The 17,672-nt window shown below is 69.5% G+C and carries 17 protein-coding genes and 2 pseudogenes; 10 read left to right on the forward strand and 9 right to left on the reverse strand.

Features of this window, described 5'->3' with window-relative positions; translation table 11 throughout:
• Positions 1–16: 16 nt before the first annotated feature.
• The 3 genes from ACIBO8_RS36935 to ACIBO8_RS36945 are packed head-to-tail and all read right to left on the reverse strand — an operon-like array spanning position 17 to position 2,782.
• Positions 17–676 (reverse strand): adenylate kinase, encoded by a 660-nt coding sequence (locus ACIBO8_RS36935; RefSeq protein WP_396120195.1) that lies wholly within the window; start codon positions 674–676, stop codon positions 17–19.
• A gap of 58 nt (positions 677–734) precedes the next feature.
• Positions 735–2,447 carry a SulP family inorganic anion transporter gene (locus ACIBO8_RS36940; protein ID WP_396120196.1) on the reverse strand — a complete coding sequence of 571 codons (1,713 nt, stop codon included), beginning with the start codon at positions 2,445–2,447 and terminating at the stop codon, positions 735–737.
• Complete coding sequence (locus ACIBO8_RS36945; RefSeq protein WP_396120197.1) at positions 2,444–2,782, reverse strand: ArsR/SmtB family transcription factor; 339 nt, start codon at positions 2,780–2,782, stop codon at positions 2,444–2,446. The genes ACIBO8_RS36940 and ACIBO8_RS36945 overlap by 4 nt, the downstream gene beginning before the upstream one ends.
• A gap of 312 nt (positions 2,783–3,094) precedes the next feature.
• Here ACIBO8_RS36945 and ACIBO8_RS36950 point away from each other — a divergent pair, with 312 nt between their 5' ends.
• On the forward strand, positions 3,095–3,775 hold the full coding sequence (locus ACIBO8_RS36950; protein WP_396120198.1) for a hypothetical protein: 681 nt from the start codon (positions 3,095–3,097) through the stop codon (positions 3,773–3,775).
• A gap of 648 nt (positions 3,776–4,423) precedes the next feature.
• A complete protein-coding gene (locus ACIBO8_RS36955) occupies positions 4,424–4,615 on the forward strand; it encodes a hypothetical protein (protein WP_396120199.1) in 192 nt (63 codons plus the stop codon).
• 184 nt (positions 4,616–4,799) lie between these two features.
• Here the strand turns inward: ACIBO8_RS36955 and ACIBO8_RS36960 are convergent, their stop codons facing one another.
• The 4 genes from ACIBO8_RS36960 to ACIBO8_RS36975 form a co-directional block, all read right to left on the reverse strand.
• Positions 4,800–5,174 carry a hypothetical protein gene (locus ACIBO8_RS36960; RefSeq protein WP_396120200.1) on the reverse strand — a complete coding sequence of 125 codons (375 nt, stop codon included), beginning with the start codon at positions 5,172–5,174 and terminating at the stop codon, positions 4,800–4,802.
• A 584-nt stretch (positions 5,175–5,758) separates the two neighbouring features.
• Positions 5,759–8,155, reverse strand: coding sequence for a ricin-type beta-trefoil lectin domain protein (locus tag ACIBO8_RS36965; RefSeq protein ID WP_396120201.1), 2,397 nt, complete (start codon positions 8,153–8,155; stop codon positions 5,759–5,761).
• Positions 8,156–8,419: 264 nt separating this feature from the next.
• Positions 8,420–8,665, reverse strand: a complete 246-nt coding sequence (locus tag ACIBO8_RS36970; protein WP_396120202.1) for a 2Fe-2S iron-sulfur cluster-binding protein — start codon at positions 8,663–8,665, stop codon at positions 8,420–8,422.
• Positions 8,666–8,813: 148 nt separating this feature from the next.
• Positions 8,814–8,957 carry a hypothetical protein gene (locus ACIBO8_RS36975; RefSeq protein ID WP_396120203.1) on the reverse strand — a complete coding sequence of 48 codons (144 nt, stop codon included), beginning with the start codon at positions 8,955–8,957 and terminating at the stop codon, positions 8,814–8,816.
• Positions 8,958–9,009: 52 nt separating this feature from the next.
• Here ACIBO8_RS36975 and ACIBO8_RS36980 point away from each other — a divergent pair.
• The 5 genes and pseudogenes from ACIBO8_RS36980 to ACIBO8_RS37000 all read left to right on the forward strand — a co-directional run.
• Positions 9,010–9,138 (forward strand): annotated as a pseudogene (locus tag ACIBO8_RS36980) (IS3 family transposase); the annotation flags it as partial.
• Between the two features lie 145 nt (positions 9,139–9,283).
• A pseudogene (locus tag ACIBO8_RS36985) lies at positions 9,284–9,912 on the forward strand (IS6 family transposase); the annotation flags it as partial.
• A 616-nt stretch (positions 9,913–10,528) separates the two neighbouring features.
• Positions 10,529–10,870 (forward strand): ArsR/SmtB family transcription factor, encoded by a 342-nt coding sequence (locus ACIBO8_RS36990; protein ID WP_396120204.1) that lies wholly within the window; start codon positions 10,529–10,531, stop codon positions 10,868–10,870.
• A 3-nt stretch (positions 10,871–10,873) separates the two neighbouring features.
• Positions 10,874–11,359, forward strand: a complete 486-nt coding sequence (locus ACIBO8_RS36995; RefSeq protein WP_396120205.1) for an SRPBCC domain-containing protein — start codon at positions 10,874–10,876, stop codon at positions 11,357–11,359.
• 101 nt (positions 11,360–11,460) lie between these two features.
• The gene (locus ACIBO8_RS37000; protein ID WP_396120206.1) at positions 11,461–12,006 is read left to right on the forward strand and encodes a hypothetical protein; all 546 of its coding nucleotides are present in this window, start codon (positions 11,461–11,463) and stop codon (positions 12,004–12,006) included.
• A 196-nt stretch (positions 12,007–12,202) separates the two neighbouring features.
• On the opposite strand, the gene ACIBO8_RS37005 is transcribed toward ACIBO8_RS37000, so the two are convergent.
• The gene (locus tag ACIBO8_RS37005) at positions 12,203–12,817 is read right to left on the reverse strand and encodes a hypothetical protein (RefSeq protein WP_396120207.1); all 615 of its coding nucleotides are present in this window, start codon (positions 12,815–12,817) and stop codon (positions 12,203–12,205) included.
• Between ACIBO8_RS37005 and ACIBO8_RS37010 the strand changes: the two genes are divergently transcribed.
• Both ACIBO8_RS37010 and ACIBO8_RS37015 read left to right on the forward strand, forming a co-directional pair.
• On the forward strand, positions 12,785–14,146 hold the full coding sequence (locus ACIBO8_RS37010) for a M1 family metallopeptidase (protein ID WP_396120208.1): 1,362 nt from the start codon (positions 12,785–12,787) through the stop codon (positions 14,144–14,146). The two genes, ACIBO8_RS37005 and ACIBO8_RS37010, sit on opposite strands and share 33 nt — an antisense overlap.
• A 230-nt stretch (positions 14,147–14,376) precedes the next feature.
• A complete protein-coding gene (locus ACIBO8_RS37015; RefSeq protein ID WP_396120209.1) occupies positions 14,377–15,093 on the forward strand; it encodes a hypothetical protein in 717 nt (238 codons plus the stop codon).
• Between the two features lie 41 nt (positions 15,094–15,134).
• Here ACIBO8_RS37015 and ACIBO8_RS37020 read toward each other — a convergent pair whose 3' ends face one another.
• Positions 15,135–15,299 (reverse strand): hypothetical protein, encoded by a 165-nt coding sequence (locus ACIBO8_RS37020; RefSeq protein ID WP_396120211.1) that lies wholly within the window; start codon positions 15,297–15,299, stop codon positions 15,135–15,137.
• Positions 15,300–15,824: 525 nt separating this feature from the next.
• Here ACIBO8_RS37020 and ACIBO8_RS37025 point away from each other — a divergent pair.
• Positions 15,825–17,672: carbohydrate-binding protein (locus ACIBO8_RS37025; RefSeq protein WP_396120212.1), on the forward strand; the 1,848-nt coding region annotated here is incomplete at its 3' end.

The following is a 17,672-nucleotide window of genomic DNA, read 5'->3' on the forward strand; positions in this document are numbered from 1 at the left end:
ATCGACCCGGCGGGTACTAGCGGGCGGCTGATGGCGCAGCATCGGAAGCGGGGGCGGAGCGCGGGTCGTCGGCGTCGCGCTGCGGCGGTAGTGCGATGCCGAGACGGCGACGTGCCCGGTCCAGCTCGTCGGCGATCGCCCGGGTCACGTCCTCGACGGGCTGTTCGCCGTCGACGGAGATGACGGTTTCCCGGGCGGCGTAATAGTCCAGCAGCGGCGCTGTGCTGGCGGCGAAGACGTCCAGGCGGTGAGCGATGACTTCGGCCGTGTCGTCGGTGCGCCCGGTCTGCGTGCCGCGATGCAGCAGCCGGCGGGTGAGTTCCTCGCGAGAGACCGAGAGATGCAAGGCGATACGCACTGATGCCCCGAGCGGCTCGGCGACGCGGTAGGCCGCTTCAGCCTGGGCGACGGTGCGGGGGAAGCCGTCGAGAATGTAGCCGCCCCGACGGCTGGCGGCCTCAACCGGCTTGCGGAGGATGTCCATGACGAGGGCGTCGGGGACGAGGTCGCCGCGATCGATACACGCAGCGGCGGCTCGGCCGATGGCGCTACCCGAGGCGACATGGCGGCGCAGCAGATCACCGCTGGAGATGTGGTCGACGCCGTAGCGTTCGGCGATGAAGGTGGCCTGGGTGCCCTTGCCGGAGCCCGGCGGCCCGATCAGGAGAAGTCGCATGGAACGCTCCGGAAGAGTTGCGGTGTGGAAGCGATGGGTACGCGGGGCCCGCCAGGTTTCAACCGGCCACGGATCGCCCGGCGGGCTCGCGTGTCTCCGGGCCTTCGGCAGCATTGGTCGGGAGATGGTCGCGGGCGTAGGCGATCGCGCTCGGGGTGTCGGGAAAGACCCGCCCGTCGCGGCGCAGTTGCTCGGCGACGCCGACGGCTGTCAAGACTTGCTCGTGGCCCGGAGTGATTCCGGACAGCAGTACGGTGATGCCGCGCCGCTGCAGGCGGGTGATGGCGTCGCCGAGCACCTGTGCGCCGGTGACGTCGACGGTCGACACTCGAGACATCCGCAGGATCACGACCCTCACGTCCGCGACCTCGGTGAGTTCGAGCAGGAAATGGTGGGCGGCCGCGAAGAACAGCGGCCCGTCCAGGCGGTACGCGACGATGTGCTCGGCGATCAATGCCTGTTCGGCGGCTGAATGATCGCCCGGCTCCAGCGACATCTGCTGCAGGCGGGCGGTGCGGGCCACGGCGCGCAAGGCCAGCACGACGGCCGCCCCGAGTCCCACGGCGACGGCCGTGACCAGATCCATCGCGACCGTCACGGCGAACGTCAGAGCCAGGACCAGGGCATCGCGGCGGGTGGCACGAACCACGGCGAGCAGGGAGCTCGCCTCCACCATCCGTACGGTGGTGGCCAGCAACACCCCCGCCAGCGCGGCCAGGGGGATGCGCGAGACCAGCGGTGCGGCCGCCAGCACGATCACCGCCAGCGCGACCGCGTGGGTCAGTGCCGCGAGCTTGGAGCCGGCGCCGGCCCGCACGTTCACGGCGGTACGGGCGATCGCTGCGGTGGCCGGGATGCCGCCGAAGACGGGCGCGGCCAGGTTGGCCAGGCCTTGGCCGAACAGTTCCCGGTCCGGGTCGTGCTGATCGTTGACGCTCATCGCGTCGGCGACGGTCGCCGACAACAGGCTCTCCAGCGCGGCGAGGGCGGCCACGGCCAGTGCTGAGGGCAGGAGCATACCGACCGCGTGCAGGTCGACGAAGTCCAGCGAGGGGGTGGGCAGCCCGGCCGGCAATGCCCCGATCCGCGTCAACCGCAGCGGCGCCAGCTCGGCGAGCATCGTCGCGGCGAGCACCGCGATCAACGAGAACGGCAGCTTCGGGCGCCAGCGGGCACCGAGCAGCATCACCGCGGCCACACCGAGCGCCACGGCCAGCGGCTGCGGTCGGGGATGTGCCGCGAACCGGACCGCGGCGTCGCCAGCGACGGCCCAGACCTTCTCCCCGGTTGCATCGGCGACGCCCAGCGCGGCCGGGACCTGCTGCAGCGCGATGACCACGGCGATGCCTGCCGTGAAGCCCTCGACGACCGGCGTGGGCAGGTACCGTATGTAGCGGCCGAGCCGGGCCAGCGCCAGGGCGATGAGCACGAGGCCGGCCATGGCGCCGACCATAAGCACCCCGGTTGCGCCGAAGCGGGCCACGACCGGCACGAGTACCACGGTCATCGCCCCGGTCGGCCCGGACACCTGCAGGTTGGAGCCCCCGAACACTGCCGCCACCGCGCCGGCGACGACTGCGGTGACCAGTCCGGCCTGCGCGCCGAGACCGGACGTCACGCCGAAGGCCAACGCCAGCGGCAGCGCGACGACCGCCACCGTCAGCCCGGCCACGAGGTCACGACGCGGATTGCGCCGGGCCGCCGCCCAGTCGCCGCGCTGCGGCAGCAACTCGGCCAGCCGCTTGCCGGCGCGCATCGCGGTGGTACTCATCGATCGTGCCCTTCGGCCTTCAGTTGTCCCAGCAGCCCGTCCCGGTCGGTCAGAACGGCACCCAGGATGCGGCGGCCGGCTGCCAGCAGGTCAGCCACGTCGGTGGTGCTCAACGCGTACATGACCGAGGCGCCTTCGCGCGCTGACGTCACCAGGCCGGCACGGCGGAGCACCGCCAGCTGCTGGGACAGGTTCGACGCCTCGACGTCGATCTCGGCCAGCAGTTCGTGCACCGGCCGGGGACCGTCCTGCAGCAACTCCAGCACCCGGATCCGCGCCGGATGGCCGAGCGTGCGGAACAGCTCAGCCTTCGCCTGATTCAGCGGCACCGACATGACGCGACGCACCTCTCTCTTGCCAACATGATGAATTTAGCAGTTGAAGAACTTTTCAAGTAGCGATGTGTCATGGTCCACACGGATCGAGCCCTCCAGGGGGTGAATCGGCCTGGTGGGCGGGTGTACCGCGAACGGGCCTCAGCCTGCTGGTCGCCTGCACCGCCTCCCCGGGCAGTCGAAGAACCGGTCGGGGTCGGACCCCGTACGGCGTCGGCGCCGGACCGGCTTGCCGTGCGCAGGCGCGTACCGCGACGACGCCACCCGGCTCCCGGCACGCCAACGGAGCCCTGCCGCCACGAGGTCCAAGACATGCCGGGCCGCTTCATCCACCTCGCCGAGGGGCGCCAATTCGTCCGCGACATCCGCGACGTCGATATCAGAGGCTTGGGCGACGACCACCTCGAGCTGGTCGACTGCGTGTTCACCGGCAAGCTGCGCACGACCGTGTTCTGGGACGCTGCACCGCAGCCCGAGGCGGAAAAGCGCTACCAGTGGGCCCTGCGCTTATTCGCCAGGGAAGGGCGCCCGGAGCCGTCCGACTACCGGAAGCTGGCGCGACGTCCGTCGAACGAGTTCCGCGGTAACGACTTCTCCGGCGCCGAACTGATCGACGTCTCCTTCCGCGGCATCGACCTATCACAACAACGCCGCCCAGGGCGCGCCCGATGCCGCGAAGGTCGACGGGGACCGCCGCAAGCGCATCCTGTGGGATGCCCGGCTCTGGTGCCTCCCGCGGTCCAGAAGCGGGAGAAGCAGCCCTTCACGTTCCCGGTCAGCGCCTATCTCGCGCCGGGCCGCCCACTGTGGCACTTCACCATGGACGTTCTGGAACCGACCATCGGTGTTCCCGCGGGGAACACCGTGTGCACGACAGCGCTGCAAGCAGCTACCTGTAGCTACAAGATTGACGGTTCCATACCCGGACAGATAGCGTTCTTCCAGGTCATCAGCAATATGATCGTGGGGGTTCAAGTCCCTCGGACACGTTAACCCCACCGAAGTCATTCACGTTTCGTGGACGGCTTCGGTGGGGGTTTGTCGTTGGCCCTCGCGGTAGCGGGATGACTGGCTGGACGGCGCCCTTCGGCAAGAGAACATCCGGGGTTGGCTCTGCACGCTTGGGTGCGACTTTCTCAGCGGCAGCGGTGTCAAGGCTGGTGCTGACGGTGGTGCAAAGGATGTTCATCCCACGCTGGCGCAGCTGTTCAGCGAGGGGTGCGGGGGCTCATCGTGGTGATGTCGCAGCCCAGGGCATGCCCGTATTGGTTCTTGGCTTGCTCGACGGCGAGATCCTCGCGGACGTAGCGGACCTTGGCGTGGCCAGGGTCGGCGTCGCTGGCGCTGGTGTGGCCATGCCGGCAGCGGTAGCGGGCTCGGCCGTGTGCCCAGGGCCTTCCATACGCCGGCCGCAGAGCCCGCAAACGATCAGTCCGGTGAGTTGGTAGCGGCAGGTGTTGCCGTCATCGGGCGGAGCGACAGCGCTGATCTGCCGCGCGGCCCAGGAAGTCGGCCTCGCTGACCAGCGGCGGATGTGCAAGGTGGTCGGAGAACACCCACAGCTGTCAGCGCTGCCGTGTTGGTTCTCGCTGGAGCTGACCGGGCGTCCACGGCCTCGCAGTCGCAGGCCGACGACACCCGTTGTGGCCGTGGCTGATCTGCGCGGCCGTCCCCACCGCTGTCGAGGCCGGCGCCGAGATCAGCATTTTCGAAGCCAGTCGGTCCCAAGCCATCTTCGGCAACACCGCCGGGAACTTCTCCGTGGCCACGCCAGCCGTCAACGACGCCACGGGCAAACAGATCACCGACGGCGGTTTCGGCCCGGCATCCTAAGACCGCCGCCATTGCCGAGACCTTCGATTCTGTCCCGCGCACCGCGGGATGCATCTCGAAGGGCGTGGGCGACCACCCTCTCGCCTGCAGAGCCTTAGCTTGCACGATCTCGAGGCCACGAGCTCGGCAGTGCGTCATCCCGGAACCTTGACCGGCTTCCCGGCCTCCATAGGCGGTCTGACCGTCAGGGTTCCGCACGGGTGGTAAGGCCGGCTTCGCACGCCGGGCCAGTGGGCGAGCGGGCAAAGCCGAGTAGGAGCGCCACGATGGTGCCCAACAAACCAATCGTCACACCGGTTCCGATCGCGCGTTCGCGGCACGCCAGGCCGAGAGTGTCCGGCTCCTCCGAGAGGTCCGTCTTCTTGAACATGTACGAGATCGGAGGGGGACACTGGTGGGACAACGTCGAGTACGGTTCCACGACCAGCCCGTTGAGGCCGGTGAGGTTGCCGGTATAAGCCGAGATGGTTGGAGGGTGCAGGGCCAGGAAGGCGATCCAGGCGGCCAGGAGCACGGCGAGGATGCGCGGGATCAAGGTACGGAAGGGGACCCTTGTCATCCTCGGCACGATAGTGATGATCGGTCGCCAAGGTGGTCCCATGCCGTGGCTGCCGGTCGCGTCAGCCATGGCCCATGATTCGTCCCCGTTACCCTCGGGTGCTTCTGCCCGCACACAGCCAGGCGATTCCCCCCACATCAACGCGGCCCCCGTGCCGATCGGGGCGATCGCGGTTGCATGGAACAGGCCGGGACACAAGGTTGGGCAGCGGCGGGCAGTGGACCGCTCGAGCCTCCTAGGTCATATAGGCAGCCACATGATCACCAACGCCAATCGCTAGATTCAAAGCCCGGATACCGGAACTCCCACGGCCCCGGCGGCACGCCCCTGCCGCTACCTAGAAGCAGCATCCCCATGGGCTAGTACAGCTGCTTGTCGAGGCGGTCCACGCTTCGGAGGAATTTGCAAGCTCACGAATGGTGCCCGACTATCGGTGCGGCGCGCGCACGGCAGCGAGCCGGCGAGGAACAACAGCCGCAACCACGCCTCGGCTCATCGCCCAGAGGTGTATCCGAACACGGCGAACCGGCACGGCGATCACGCGGAAGGCTTCTGCACACTCGCAGAGGCCGGCCGCGTACGCATCAGCTGGGTGTGGTCCAATTCTGGTTGTCGCCACCGTTGCAGGTCCAGATCTCGACCAAGGTGTTGTTGGCGGTGGCATTGCCGGTCACGTCCAGACAGAGTCCCGACTGGACTCCGACGATGGTGCCGTCCGAGTTGATCCTCCACTGCTGGTTCGTGCCGCCGTTGCAGTCCCAGATCGCCACCGCGGTCCCGGGGGCGGTGTTGTTGCCCTGCGCGTCCATGCACTTGTTCCCGTAGATCTGGAGCGTGCCGTCGGATTGCCGGGTCCACTGCTGGTTGCCTCCGGCGTTGCAGTCCCAAATGATCAGCTGAGTGCCGTTGGTTCGGGACCCCCCGGGAACGTCCAGGCAGCGGCCGGACCCGACGCCCCGCACCGGACCGGACGGCGGTGGCGGCGGCCCGGCCACTGCCGTGACGGCGAAGTTGTCGAACTGAGCGGTCTCGGTCTGGCTCGTGCCGATGCCCACCTGACCGGTACCCCACGCCGTGTCGGTTGTCGTGGCGACCGTGGCGCCGTCGATCTGTGCCGTGATGGTGCTGCCGGAGACCGTCAACGCCAGGTTGTGCCAGGTGTTGGTGCCGGGTGCCGCGACCGTACCCTGACGTAGCAGCGTCTGGCTGTCGCTGGTGTCGTTGCGCTGCAGCTCCCAGTTGCCGGTGTTGAACAGTCGCAGGTAGTAGGCGTTCAGCCCGAAGTTGCCGTAGACCTCGGTCCCGGCCCGGGCGATCAGCCCGGCGTAGCCGGCGTTCTCGAGCAGCACATCGGCGGAGAGCTTGTAGTTGCTCCAGCCGGTGTCGCCCAGCAGCGCGTACGGGTCGGTCACGTCGGCCCACGGGATGGGGGTACGCGGCGTCATCTGCCGCACGCACTTACCGCCGCGCCCGCCACCGCAGGCGGTCACCTCGAAGGCGCCCTGCATGTCGGCGAGGTACTTCGCCTCTGTGCCGACCGCGTTGTTCTCGTAACCGTCGCTGTACGGCAAGGCGAAGCTCGCCGCCGCCGGGCCGGTCGCGGTGCCCTTGCCCTGGCCGGTGGTGGTGCTCAGGGTGTACACCCGGCCGGGCTGCAGCGTCACGGTGTACGCGTTGCCCGACGGGGTGAGGTCGAGGGTGTGCGCGAAGAGGTCCGCCTGGTTGCTGGAGCTCAGGGCCGACGACCAGACGTGCACGGTCCCGGTGGACAGGCCGCCGGTCACCGTGGCGGTGAAGGCCTGGGCGGCGGTCGCGTCCATGGTTTCGATGACCGTGCTGTAGTTGCCGCTGCCCGGGTCGCGCAGGGTGACGTAGCTGCCGTTGGCGCGGTTGCCGCCCAGGTAGCCCGAGGAGCTGTCCAGATACCGCCAGCCGGGCGCGGTGAACTGGGTGGTGTGCGCGATCACCCAGGCGTTCTTGCCGATCGAGTAGTTGCCGGACCAGGGCTGCGCGGCAAGGGCGAGACCCATGGTCGGATAAGGGATGTTCGGCGTGATCGCGGCTACCAGCGGCCAGTTGATGTACGCGGTCATCTTGCCGTCGAGATAGCCGCGGTTGATGCCCCGCGCCAGTGCCACGGCGCCGAGGTTGTAGTCGTCCGAGCCGTTCTCGCTGGCCCAGATCTTCTTGCCGGAGGCGACCGCGTTGGCGGTGCTCGGGCAGGTGCTCTGCGAACCGCGGTACCCGCAGACATAGTGCGAGCCGAGGATGTCGACCGCGGCGGCGAACGCCGGGTCACTCACCACGTCGTTGGCCGGGTCGAAGCTGGTGTCGTCCGCGACCACCTGCACGTTGCGGTAGCCGCGGCTGTTCAACGTGGACCTGAGTTGCTCGTACCAGGCCTTGTTGTAGCCGCGCTCGTTCCAGCCGCCCAGGTAGTCGAAGCTCAGCCCGTGGCTCTGCTTCGCGCAGTCGAGGTAGCCCAGGTAGTAGTTGATCATGTCGGTGGACCAGAAGGTGCCGTTGCCGATCCAGCCGGGCGCGCCCCAGGCCAGGGCGTAGAGCTTGATGGCCGGGTTGCGGGCCTTGGCCTGTTCGGCCAGCCACCACTCGTAGCCGCGGTCGCAGTTGAGATCGGTGGCCGTGTGCTGGTGGCTCGGCTCGGCCCCGCTGGTCGAGTTGGTGTCGCCGCCGACCTCGACCTTGAGCATCTGCAGATCGGCCCCGTAGCCCGGCTTGAACAGATAGTCGAGGATCTGACCGCGCTGCGGTTCCGGGTAGTCGATCAGCAGGCGGCTGTTGCCGCCGCCGCCGCTGATCGCGCCGATGCCGTCGAAGGTGCGGCCCGGAGCGTTGCCGTTGATGATGATCGTGGTGGCCGCCTCGGCGGCGCTGGCCGGGAGGGTAGCGGTTGTAGCCGCCATCAGGCACAGGACCGTCAGAAGGACGGCGCGCCGGCGGGTCTCGCGCAGCACGGACATAGACCGACTTAAGCACACGGCCAGACATAGAGCAACATCGATGAACGCGCAATCCTCCTCGTCCGGACATCGGGCGCCTTCCTGGCGAGGCCGGCCCCCTCGGTGTTCCTCGAGCCGGCTGGCGCCGAGCGCAAGCAGCCGGTCGACTTCGGTGTGCCAGTCTGCGACTTGGCCCCGCGAGGTCGAAGTGCGGCCGGTTCTTGCCGGTCTTGGCCTCGGGCGCCTTGATGAACATCAGCGCCGGCGCGTCGCGGTTGCCGGCTGCTAAAGGTCGAGCACGAGCGGGCCGCCGGGGTGGGCCGAGCAGATGAGGACGTTGCCGTCTGCGGGCGGGTCGATCGGCTCGGGGTCGTAACCCACCTCGCCGGACAGCAGTCCGCTCTCGCAGGTCTGGCAGACGCCGGTACGGCAGGACCAGCGCACCGGCACGTCGCACGCCTCGGCGAACTCGAGCAGGCTGCCGGACCGGTCCTGCCACGGCGCTGTCAGGCCGCTGCGTGCGAACGACACCTCTGCGCCGGCGCCCGGCAGACCTGCCGGCGGATGCGGTGGGCGTGCTGCCAGTGTTCTTACCCGCTCGCGTTCTGATGACAAAGGTCCGGCAGGGCATCACCGGGTGGCCGCGAACCCGGGCTTCTGCGCCCGGCATCCGGGACGGTTAGCCCACCGGAAGGTCGTGGCAATGATCGCGTAGAGCGCAATCCAACAAGGCGCCCTCCTGCCAGTTCGGCTCCCCGTCGGAGACGATGAACGCCGTCGCGAGCACGGCGACCGCCACCGCCATCACCAGGAGCGTGATCAAGAGCCGTTCCTCCCGGTGAGTCGCCGGCGACGAAGCCTGCGGCGACCCGCACCTGGCCGCGGACGGGATCCCCGTCGCGGTGACTCGCCGGATCCTGGGATTCTGCAAGCAGGCGTCCTCTACCTGGAAACGCAGCCCAGCCAGCCGGCGCGACGTCGACAACGCCCATCTGATCAACGCCGGCGACGAAGCCGTGGTTTTCAAACTCGTCGGCACGGCCTGATCCTCGGCACGTGCCACAGACCTGGTCCGCAGGTCGGTTGCACCGAGCCACTTTCAGGGGCTTTGTTGCGTTGGCTGATGGGATCGTCAGGCAGGCTTGACCGATGAGGCCCGCAGTCCGGTCTGGCCACTCGTCGCCTCCACGCTCGGCCTTCGCCGGCTTCCGTTCCCGGCCGAGGTGATCGTGGTGGCGGTGCGCTGGTATCTGCGCTATGGCTTGTCCTCCGCGACGTCGAGGAACTGCTCGCCGAACGCGGAATCGAGGTCGATCATGTCACCGTCTACCGGTGGGTGCACCGGCTCACCCCACTGCTGGCCGACGCCGCCCGGGTCGCCCGGCACGCGCCGGGGGACCGTTCGTTCGTCGATGAGACCTACGTCAAGGTCAACGGCGTCTGGCGCTACGTCTAGCGGGCCATCGACCTGCACGGCCAGGTCGTCGATGTGCTGCTGTTGGACCGCCGGGACACCGCAACGGCCCGCGGGTTCTTCACCCGAGCGCTGCGCCCGCTCAAGGTGATCCCGGCCGAGGTGGTCACCGACGCCTCGCCGGTCTACCCCGGGCGTGCTCGACGAGCTGGTTCCTTCGGCGTGGCACCACATCGAGCAGTACGCGAACAACCCGATCGAGGCCGATCATGGTCGGCTCAAGCACCGGCTGAGACCGATGCGCGGACTGCAGAGTGATCGAACCGCGCAGGTTGTGATCGCCGGCCATGCCTTTGTCCAGAACCGCGCCGCGGACCCTACGCTGGTCACGCGTGCGCGAAGGGTTCCGGCGGCTACTAACGGCGATCGGACTTACCCGGCCTCGCTGCTGATGGTCAGCGGAACCGAGTAGCTGGCGCATTTGCGGCTCGTGTCGGCGCAGCCGTGATCGAGCACGCCGCCCCGCACGTCGAGGGTGGCCGCACCGGGCGCAACCGCCGGCACCGTCAGGTTCACGGAGAAGGCGCCGCTCGCGTCCGCGTGCGCGCCACTACCGATTTCCCGCGCGCCACATTGCCAGGCGTCGATAGATGCGGCAAAAATCCCTAATGGGGGGGCAGAAGCCGGGGCGTTGGCGCCGAACGTGTCACCGGCCGCCGACGCGGTCCTTTGCGCGGGCGCGCTCGTGAGGGCGGCAGGCCAGGCCATGGAGCCGTTGCGGCTCGCGCAACCGTGGCAGCCCATAGCGGCGGTGACGCGGCGGCGACGCGGGCTCCGCGAGGCTGCCGTGCCGGTCCAGCCCAGCCGGCCGCCCGCCGACGCGGCCGCACGACCGTAGGCGCCGGCAGCCTCGCCGACGGTCGCGCCGGCTCGACACCACGCTTGACAACGTATAACCGATCGGTTGTATATTCTGAGGCATGACGGACGAGAGCGCCGACCGAGCGGACGCTCTGTTTCACGCGCTTTCTGACCGCACCCGGCGGGACATCCTGCGCCGGGTGCTGGCCGGGGAGTACTCCATCTCCACGCTCGCGGCCAAGTACGACATGAGCTTCACGGCGGTACAGAAGCACGTCGCCGTGCTGGAGAAGGCCGGTCTGCTCACCAAGCGACGCCACGGTCGCGAGCAGCTGGCCCGCGGCGACGTGGAGGCGGTGCGCTCGGTGGCCGCCATGCTCACCGAGCTCGAAGCGGTCTGGCGTGGCCGCATCGCGCGCATCGACGTACTCATCGCATCCGACTCCGACCAGGAGGACTGAACCATGCCCGTGACCGACGTCCAGCAGGACCTCGACAACCTCACCCTGACCATCACGGCGGACTTCGCCGCTCCGGTCGAGCGGATCTGGCAGGTCTACGCCGACCCCCGCCAGTTGGAAAAGGTCTGGGGACCGCCGACCTACCCGGCGACCGTGGTCGACCACGAACTCCGGCCCGGCGGTCGGGTGACCTACTACATGACCAGTCCCGAGGGCGAGAAGTTCGCCGGATACTGGCTGGTCACCGCCGTCGACGAGCCCAGAAGCTTCTCCTTCGACGACGGCTTCGCCGACCTGGACTTCAACCCGACTCCGAACATGCCGGTCTCGACCAACGTCTACACCTTCACCGAGCACGACGGCGGCACCCGCGCTACCTACGTGAGCAGGTACCAGTCGGTCGAGGCGCTGCAGAAGGTGCTCGACATGGGCGTGGTGGAGGGCGCCACCTCGGCGATCAACCAGATCGATGACCTGATCGCCTCCTGATCCGTGGTCGGCCGGGGGCGCCGACCCCCGGTCGTCCGACACCGATCGACGCGGGTCTTCCAGCCGCGCCGACTTTGCGGATCATCCCTACACTGGGCCGCGTGCGTACCGTGATCGTCCAGCGACCGGGCGGTGGAACCTGGCGAGTCCGCGTCGTGTGGGAACCGCGCTGGCGGGCGCTCGCTCGGCGCTTCGGCGGCTGGCGCCGGCGCCGCACCGACGGCGGCGTGGGTGACCTCGGCGTCGATCTGCCGAGCGGCAGTGGTGGCCACCATGGTGGCGGTGGCGGTGGCGGTGGCTGGGGCGACCTCGGCGACGACATCGTCGTGGGCATCGCCGTCATCGTCGGGATGATCGTGGTCGGCGTGTTGTTCTGGTGGCTGTTGCTGCCCCTCCTGCTGCTGGTGCTCGATGTTGTCGCGGTCGTGGCGCTGGTCGTCGTCGGCGTTGCCGGACGCGTGCTGTTCCGCCGGCCGTGGACGGTCCAGGCGCGCGGTCCGGCGGGTGCCGAGGCGGCTGCCGCGGTGGTCGGCTGGCGCGCCGCTCTGCGCACCCGGGATGAGATCGCGGACAAGATCCGGCTGGGTTTTCGGCCGGAGGAGGCGGTCCGCGCGTCCGTGGGGGTATCTCGGGTGGGTAGCGGCTGACGGCGCTTCTTCTGCGAGGTCGGGCGGCACGGCGGTGGTCGTCCGGTCGGCCCGGCGTCACGACATGGCCGGCGCCTCGCCGCGCGTCTGACGGCAGGGTGGCAGGGGACCGTATGCCGAGCCACTGCTCGGCGTCCCGGGCGTGGAACCGTTCCACCTCGGTGAACCCGCGAGGCGCATCGAGGCGACATCGCGATTACGACTCAGCAAGCGGCAACGTCCGCTGGACAATCGCCGTGGGCGTATCCGCTGTGTCGGTCCTCGGACGCCACTTATCTCCACGATCGATGTTCTTCGATCGCACCTCCGCGAGCACCGTGCTGGTGCCCGGACGGTATGTCATCTCCAAGCCAAGCCGGGCGTAGATCTCGGTGCGGTCACGCGGATCGGTCTGCCTGAGCAGGCCGAGGAGTCCGCCGAAGGCGTCCACGATTGCGGCGATCTGCTCCTCGCTCATCCGTTCGGGCGGTGCCTCGGTCAGGCCGAGCCGCGCCTCGGCCGCTCTCTTGATCGCGGTCGTCTCGCTGATCCATCCCGCGACCAGCGATGGGTCGCCTCCCGCGTCGAGGGTCGCGCGGTATCGGGTGATCTTGGCATCGCAGTCGGCGATGGTCTCCCGCAGGTTCGGGGCGTCGTCGTGCTGCTGGTGCTTGGCGAGCGCGGCGTGGTGGCTGGCGTCGGACTGCTTGGCATGATCGAATAGGGCCGATAGCGTGCTGCGATGATGAAAAAGCTGGCTGCAGCGTTGGCGCTCGCGCTGTCCACGTCCGTCGCTGTGGTGGGCAGTCCCGCCGCCGCTTCGCCCTCCCACGCCACACCCGGCGCGCCTGGCATCGGCGACCCCTACTACCCGCTGGACGGCAACGGTGGGTACGACGTCAAGCACTACGACCTCGCGATCAAGTACGCGCCGTCCACCCGTACGCTCCACGGCCAGGTCGCGTTCCGCGCCACCGCGACCCAGCACCTGTCCGCCTTCAACCTCGACCTCGACGGCCTGACGATTCGGTCGATCACCGTGAACGGCCGTGCGGCGACCTGGTCGCGAGCCGGCACCGAACTCACCGTGACACCCCGCCACTCGCTCAGCCGCGGCCACGCCTTCGACACCACCATCGTCTACGACGGCGTCCCCAAGACGATCCACGACCCGGATCTCGGCGACGGTGGCGCGTTTCCGACCGACGACGGCGTGATGATCCTCGGCGAGCCGGACGTCGCCCAGGCCTGGTTCCCGTCCAACGACCACCCGGGCGACAAGGCGTCCTTCTCGATCGCGCTGACCGTGCCGGAGGGCCTGCAGGCGATCTCGAACGGCATGCCCGCCGGCCGGTCGACGTCCCACGGCTGGACGACGTGGCGCTGGAGGCAGGCCGAGCCGATGGCGACGTACCTGGCCCAGGCCTCGATCGGGCACTTCGACCTGAAGGTCTATCGCAAGAACGGCATCCGGTTCCTCGACGCGATCGACCCGGCACTGCCGGCCGCCACGTACGCCCAGGCGACCTCGATCCTCGCCCGTGAGCCGGAGATCCTTCGCTTCCTGTCCGGCCGTTTCGGGCCGTACCCGTTCCGCGCCTCCGGCGGCATCGTCGACGCCGACGGCGAATGGGACTACGCCCTGGAGAACCAGGGACGCCCCATCTACACGCCGCAGGACTTCTCGACGGTCGAGACCGGCACCAGCACCGTCGTCCACGAGCTGGCCCACCAGTGGTACGGCGACAGCGTCTCGGTGCACCAATGGCGGGACATCTGGCTGAACGAGGGCTTCGCGACGTACGCCGAGTGGCTGTGGAGCGAGCACGAGGGTCTGGGCACCGCGCAGTCGATCTTCGACGGCCTGTACGCGCAACCCGCCAGTGCATCTCTGTGGCACACGAAGGTCGCCGACCCTGGGGCCCCCAACCTGTTCGTCGGCGGCGTCTACAACCGCGGAGCCATGACTCTGCACGAGCTGCGCAAGGCCGTCGGCGACCGGACGTTCTTCCGCATCCTCCGCACGTGGGCGCGGACCCACCGCGGCGGCAACGGCCGCACGTCGCAGTTCATCGCCCTGGCCGAGCACCTTTCCGGCAGGAACCTGGACGCGCTGTTCACCACGTGGCTCTATACCGCGTCCAAGCCCGCTCGGCCCTGAGGGTCGGTTCTGCCGTCCGTCCGTGCGTACTGATCGAGGTTCGCGAGTGCCACCTCACCAAGATCGGTCGGACGGGCGGACGCCAGGCTCCCATCGAGACTTCGATGCGATGGCTCCGGTGTGAGCCAAGCCCTGCGGGCTCGGGTGCGAACTGGTTTCATGCCTCACGCCGGCACGGCCGCGGTCGAACCTGGGGCTTGTAACGGTTCGACGAGCACAGGTGGTGGCAGATGCGGGCTCGGCGTCTGGGTGCGTTCGGCGCGGCTGCAACCGCCGCGCTGAGTGTGGGTGGTTGCGGCGTGCCGCTGCTGAATTCTTCGAGCGCGCCCGTGCCGGTCGCGGCGGGCACCTCCCCACGACCGAGTGCGTCGTCCTGGTACACCAGCAACAAGCCGGTGGCGGCGAGCGTCGCCCCGGCGCAGGCCACCCCTGGGGCGTTGGCGCCGTCGCCGACACCCACCACGGGCTTTCTGGCTCTGCCGTCGGCTCCGGCCGCGCACCCCGCCGCGGGCACCGCGACGCACGCCGCGGCGGCCGGAGGCACGGCGACGTGCGGGTTCGGGCTCGGCGCCGCCACCGTGCGATCGATTCCGGCCACCCCCGCCGGTAAAGGCGCCGCCACTGTGCAATGGCTCGACACTGGCGACTCCAGCATCGTGATGTACCGCCTGGGCGCGCTCGCGCAGGGCTTCACCACGGTCGTTCACCCTGCCCCGGCCTCGGCGCCGAGCTCGGCGCCGCTGATCACCCAGCCCAGTCCGAAATGGCAGAGCGTCGCCGCCTCCCACTCCTGCCGCATGCTGAGCGCCACGGTTACCGGTCTGACCAGCGCGATGAGCTACCAGTTCTGGCTCGATGCGGTCCACACCACCGCCGGCGCCTACGCGTTGCCGTCGGCCACGCAGGAAACCATGATCGGCCGTTCCCCCGTCATCACCATCCGCTGACCCTGACCCTGACCCTGACCCTGACCCTCGGCGAGGAACCGCTACATGCCGTCGTCAACGGCCTGCCCGCGCTGACGGCTGCTCACGGTCACCGCCGCCGCAGCGGTGTACCCGCTCAGCGGCTGCGCCATCATGACCACCACTAGCACCACGACGGTTCCGGGTGCCGCAGCGGCGACAACGGCCAGCCCCGGCCCGGTCAACACCGGCACACCTGGCCCGCTACCGCCACCGGATGGCTCCGCCAGGTGGCTCCGCACGCTGCGCTAGTCGCTTTTCGGAGGAGGAGCCAGCAGGGTCAACGCAGCTCACCGGCCACAATCACCGCGTACACGGCGGCACACGCCGCCACGGCGGCGATCGCGGCGCGGCCTCGCAGCCAGCCCATGGCCGCTACACCCAGCCCCACGGCAACGCATACATCCAGACCATGTGACTCGACACCGCGATGCGGTTGTCGTGTGCCGCGCTCCACACAATCGGCTGCAGCACCACCAGAGCCCCAAGCCCGACATAGCCCGGCCGGGCAGGAATGACGCTGCGCCACCCGCTGGGTTCCCGACACAACGCGGCTAAGGCGGCGACGGTCGGCGAGCTGGCCAGCCTCGATGCCGGCACGCCTGACCCGGGCCCGGACCTTTTGTGACGCCGGCAAAAAAGAACTGTTGACTTTGCTTACCGGCGGATGACAGCGTTGCCATCGATAGATCCTCTTCGTTCCGGGAGCGCCGGTGCACGATGTCGTTCGACGGGGAGTCGCCGCTGCGGCCTCCCTCACCCTGGTGACGAGCGCCCTGGCGCTGACACCCTCTGCTGCCGCCCAGGCGGGCGCCGCGCAACGGCGGACCGTCGTCTCAGGTGACGCCCGCTTCGCGGTCCTGTCGCCGACCCTGATCAGAACGGAGTACGCCCCGGGCGGCCGGTTCACCGACGCGGACACCTTCTCCGTGATCGGTCGCGACGACTTCGCCCCTACCCGGTTCACCGAGCGGGTCTCGGGCGGGTGGCTGACCATCGACACCGGCGCGACGACCCTGCGCTACCGGGTCGGCTCCGGGCCGTTCACCGCCGACAACCTGACGGTACGGCTGAAAGCCGGCCGCCAGTCCGTGACGGCCGCGCCCTGGGCCGGCCACGGTACGCCGGCCTGTGCGCCCGGGGCGCTGTGCGAGGCCGAGACGCTCGCCCTCCACGGCCTGGGCGCGGCGGCCGATCACCGCGGCTACACCGGGCCGGGCTTCGCTGCCGGTTTCGAGGGCACCGGCGCCTCCCTGGCCTTCGCCGTCAGTCCCGGCGCCGCGGGCCCGCAGCAGCTCGCCGTCCGCTACGCCAACAGCACCGGCGGGGACGGCCAGAACGTCACCCGCACCCTGACCGTGACGGTGGATGGCGTCGCGGCCGGCACGCTCACCCTGCCACCGACCGCGAACTGGGACACCTGGGCGCTCGCCTCCGTGCCGCTCACCCTGACCGCCGGCCGGCACGAGATCAACCTCGTGCGGACGGCGAGCGACTCCGGCAACGTGAACGTCGACAGCCTGGCGGTGCTCGCGCCCGGAGCCGGATATCCCGCGCCCACACCGCCCACTCCCGAGCCGTGCGCGTTCGGCGCGGTGTGCGAGGCGGACACGGGCGCGCCGGCCGGCGGGGCGCGGCGCGCCGACGACCACAACGGGTATTCCGGCGACGGCTTCCTGGCGGGCCTGGAACGTACGGGCGCGGGGGTCGCCCTCACCGTGACCGGCGTGCCCGCCGCGGGCGACTACCAGGTGCAGCTGCGCTATGCCAACGGTCAGGCCGGCAGCCAGCCGGTGCAGACCCGGACGATGACGGTGACGGCCAACGACACCTCGCCGGTCACGGCGACCCTGCCGCCGACCAGCGGCTGGGACTACTGGCGGACCGGGTCGGTCGTGGTTCCCCTGCGGGCCGGCACGAACACCGTGGCGCTCGGCTGCCCCACCGATCAGAGCTGCAACGTCAACGTGGACACCGTCGCCGTCGCGCGGCGGGGCGCACCGCTGCTCGCCCCGCACGCGCCGCTCGGCGGCTACCGGCGGGGGCTGGACGGTGTCAACGGCGGTGCCCGTACCTACGCCGGGCTGCTCTACCAGGACGGCTGGTCCCTGCTCGACGACTCGGCGTCGGCGCTGTACAGCCCGGCCACCGGCAGCGTGACCCCGCGCCCGGCCGGCGGTCAGGACGGGTACGTCTTCGCGTACGGCCAGAATTTCCGGCGTGGACTGCGGGAGCTGTCCACGCTGACCGGGCCGACGAAGCTGCTGCCCCGATGGGCGTACGGCGTCTGGTACTCGGAGTACTTCGACCGCACGGCCGCCGAGTTCGAGAGCATCGTGTCGCGGTTCCGCAGCGAGGGCGTGCCGCTGGACGTCCTCGTGGTCGACACGGACTTCAAGGCGCCGGACAAGTGGAACGGCTGGGAGATCGATCCCACCCGGTTCCCCGACTGGAACGCCTTCGCCGCGTGGCTGCGCTCGCGGGGCGTGCATACCGGACTGAACATCCATCCCAGCGTCCTCGGCTCCGACCCGCGGTTCGCGCAGGCGCAGGAGATCGCC

Origin of the sequence: Actinoplanes sp. NPDC049681, from assembly GCF_044465265.1 — a bacterium.
GTDB lineage: Bacteria > Actinomycetota > Actinomycetes > Mycobacteriales > Micromonosporaceae > Actinoplanes.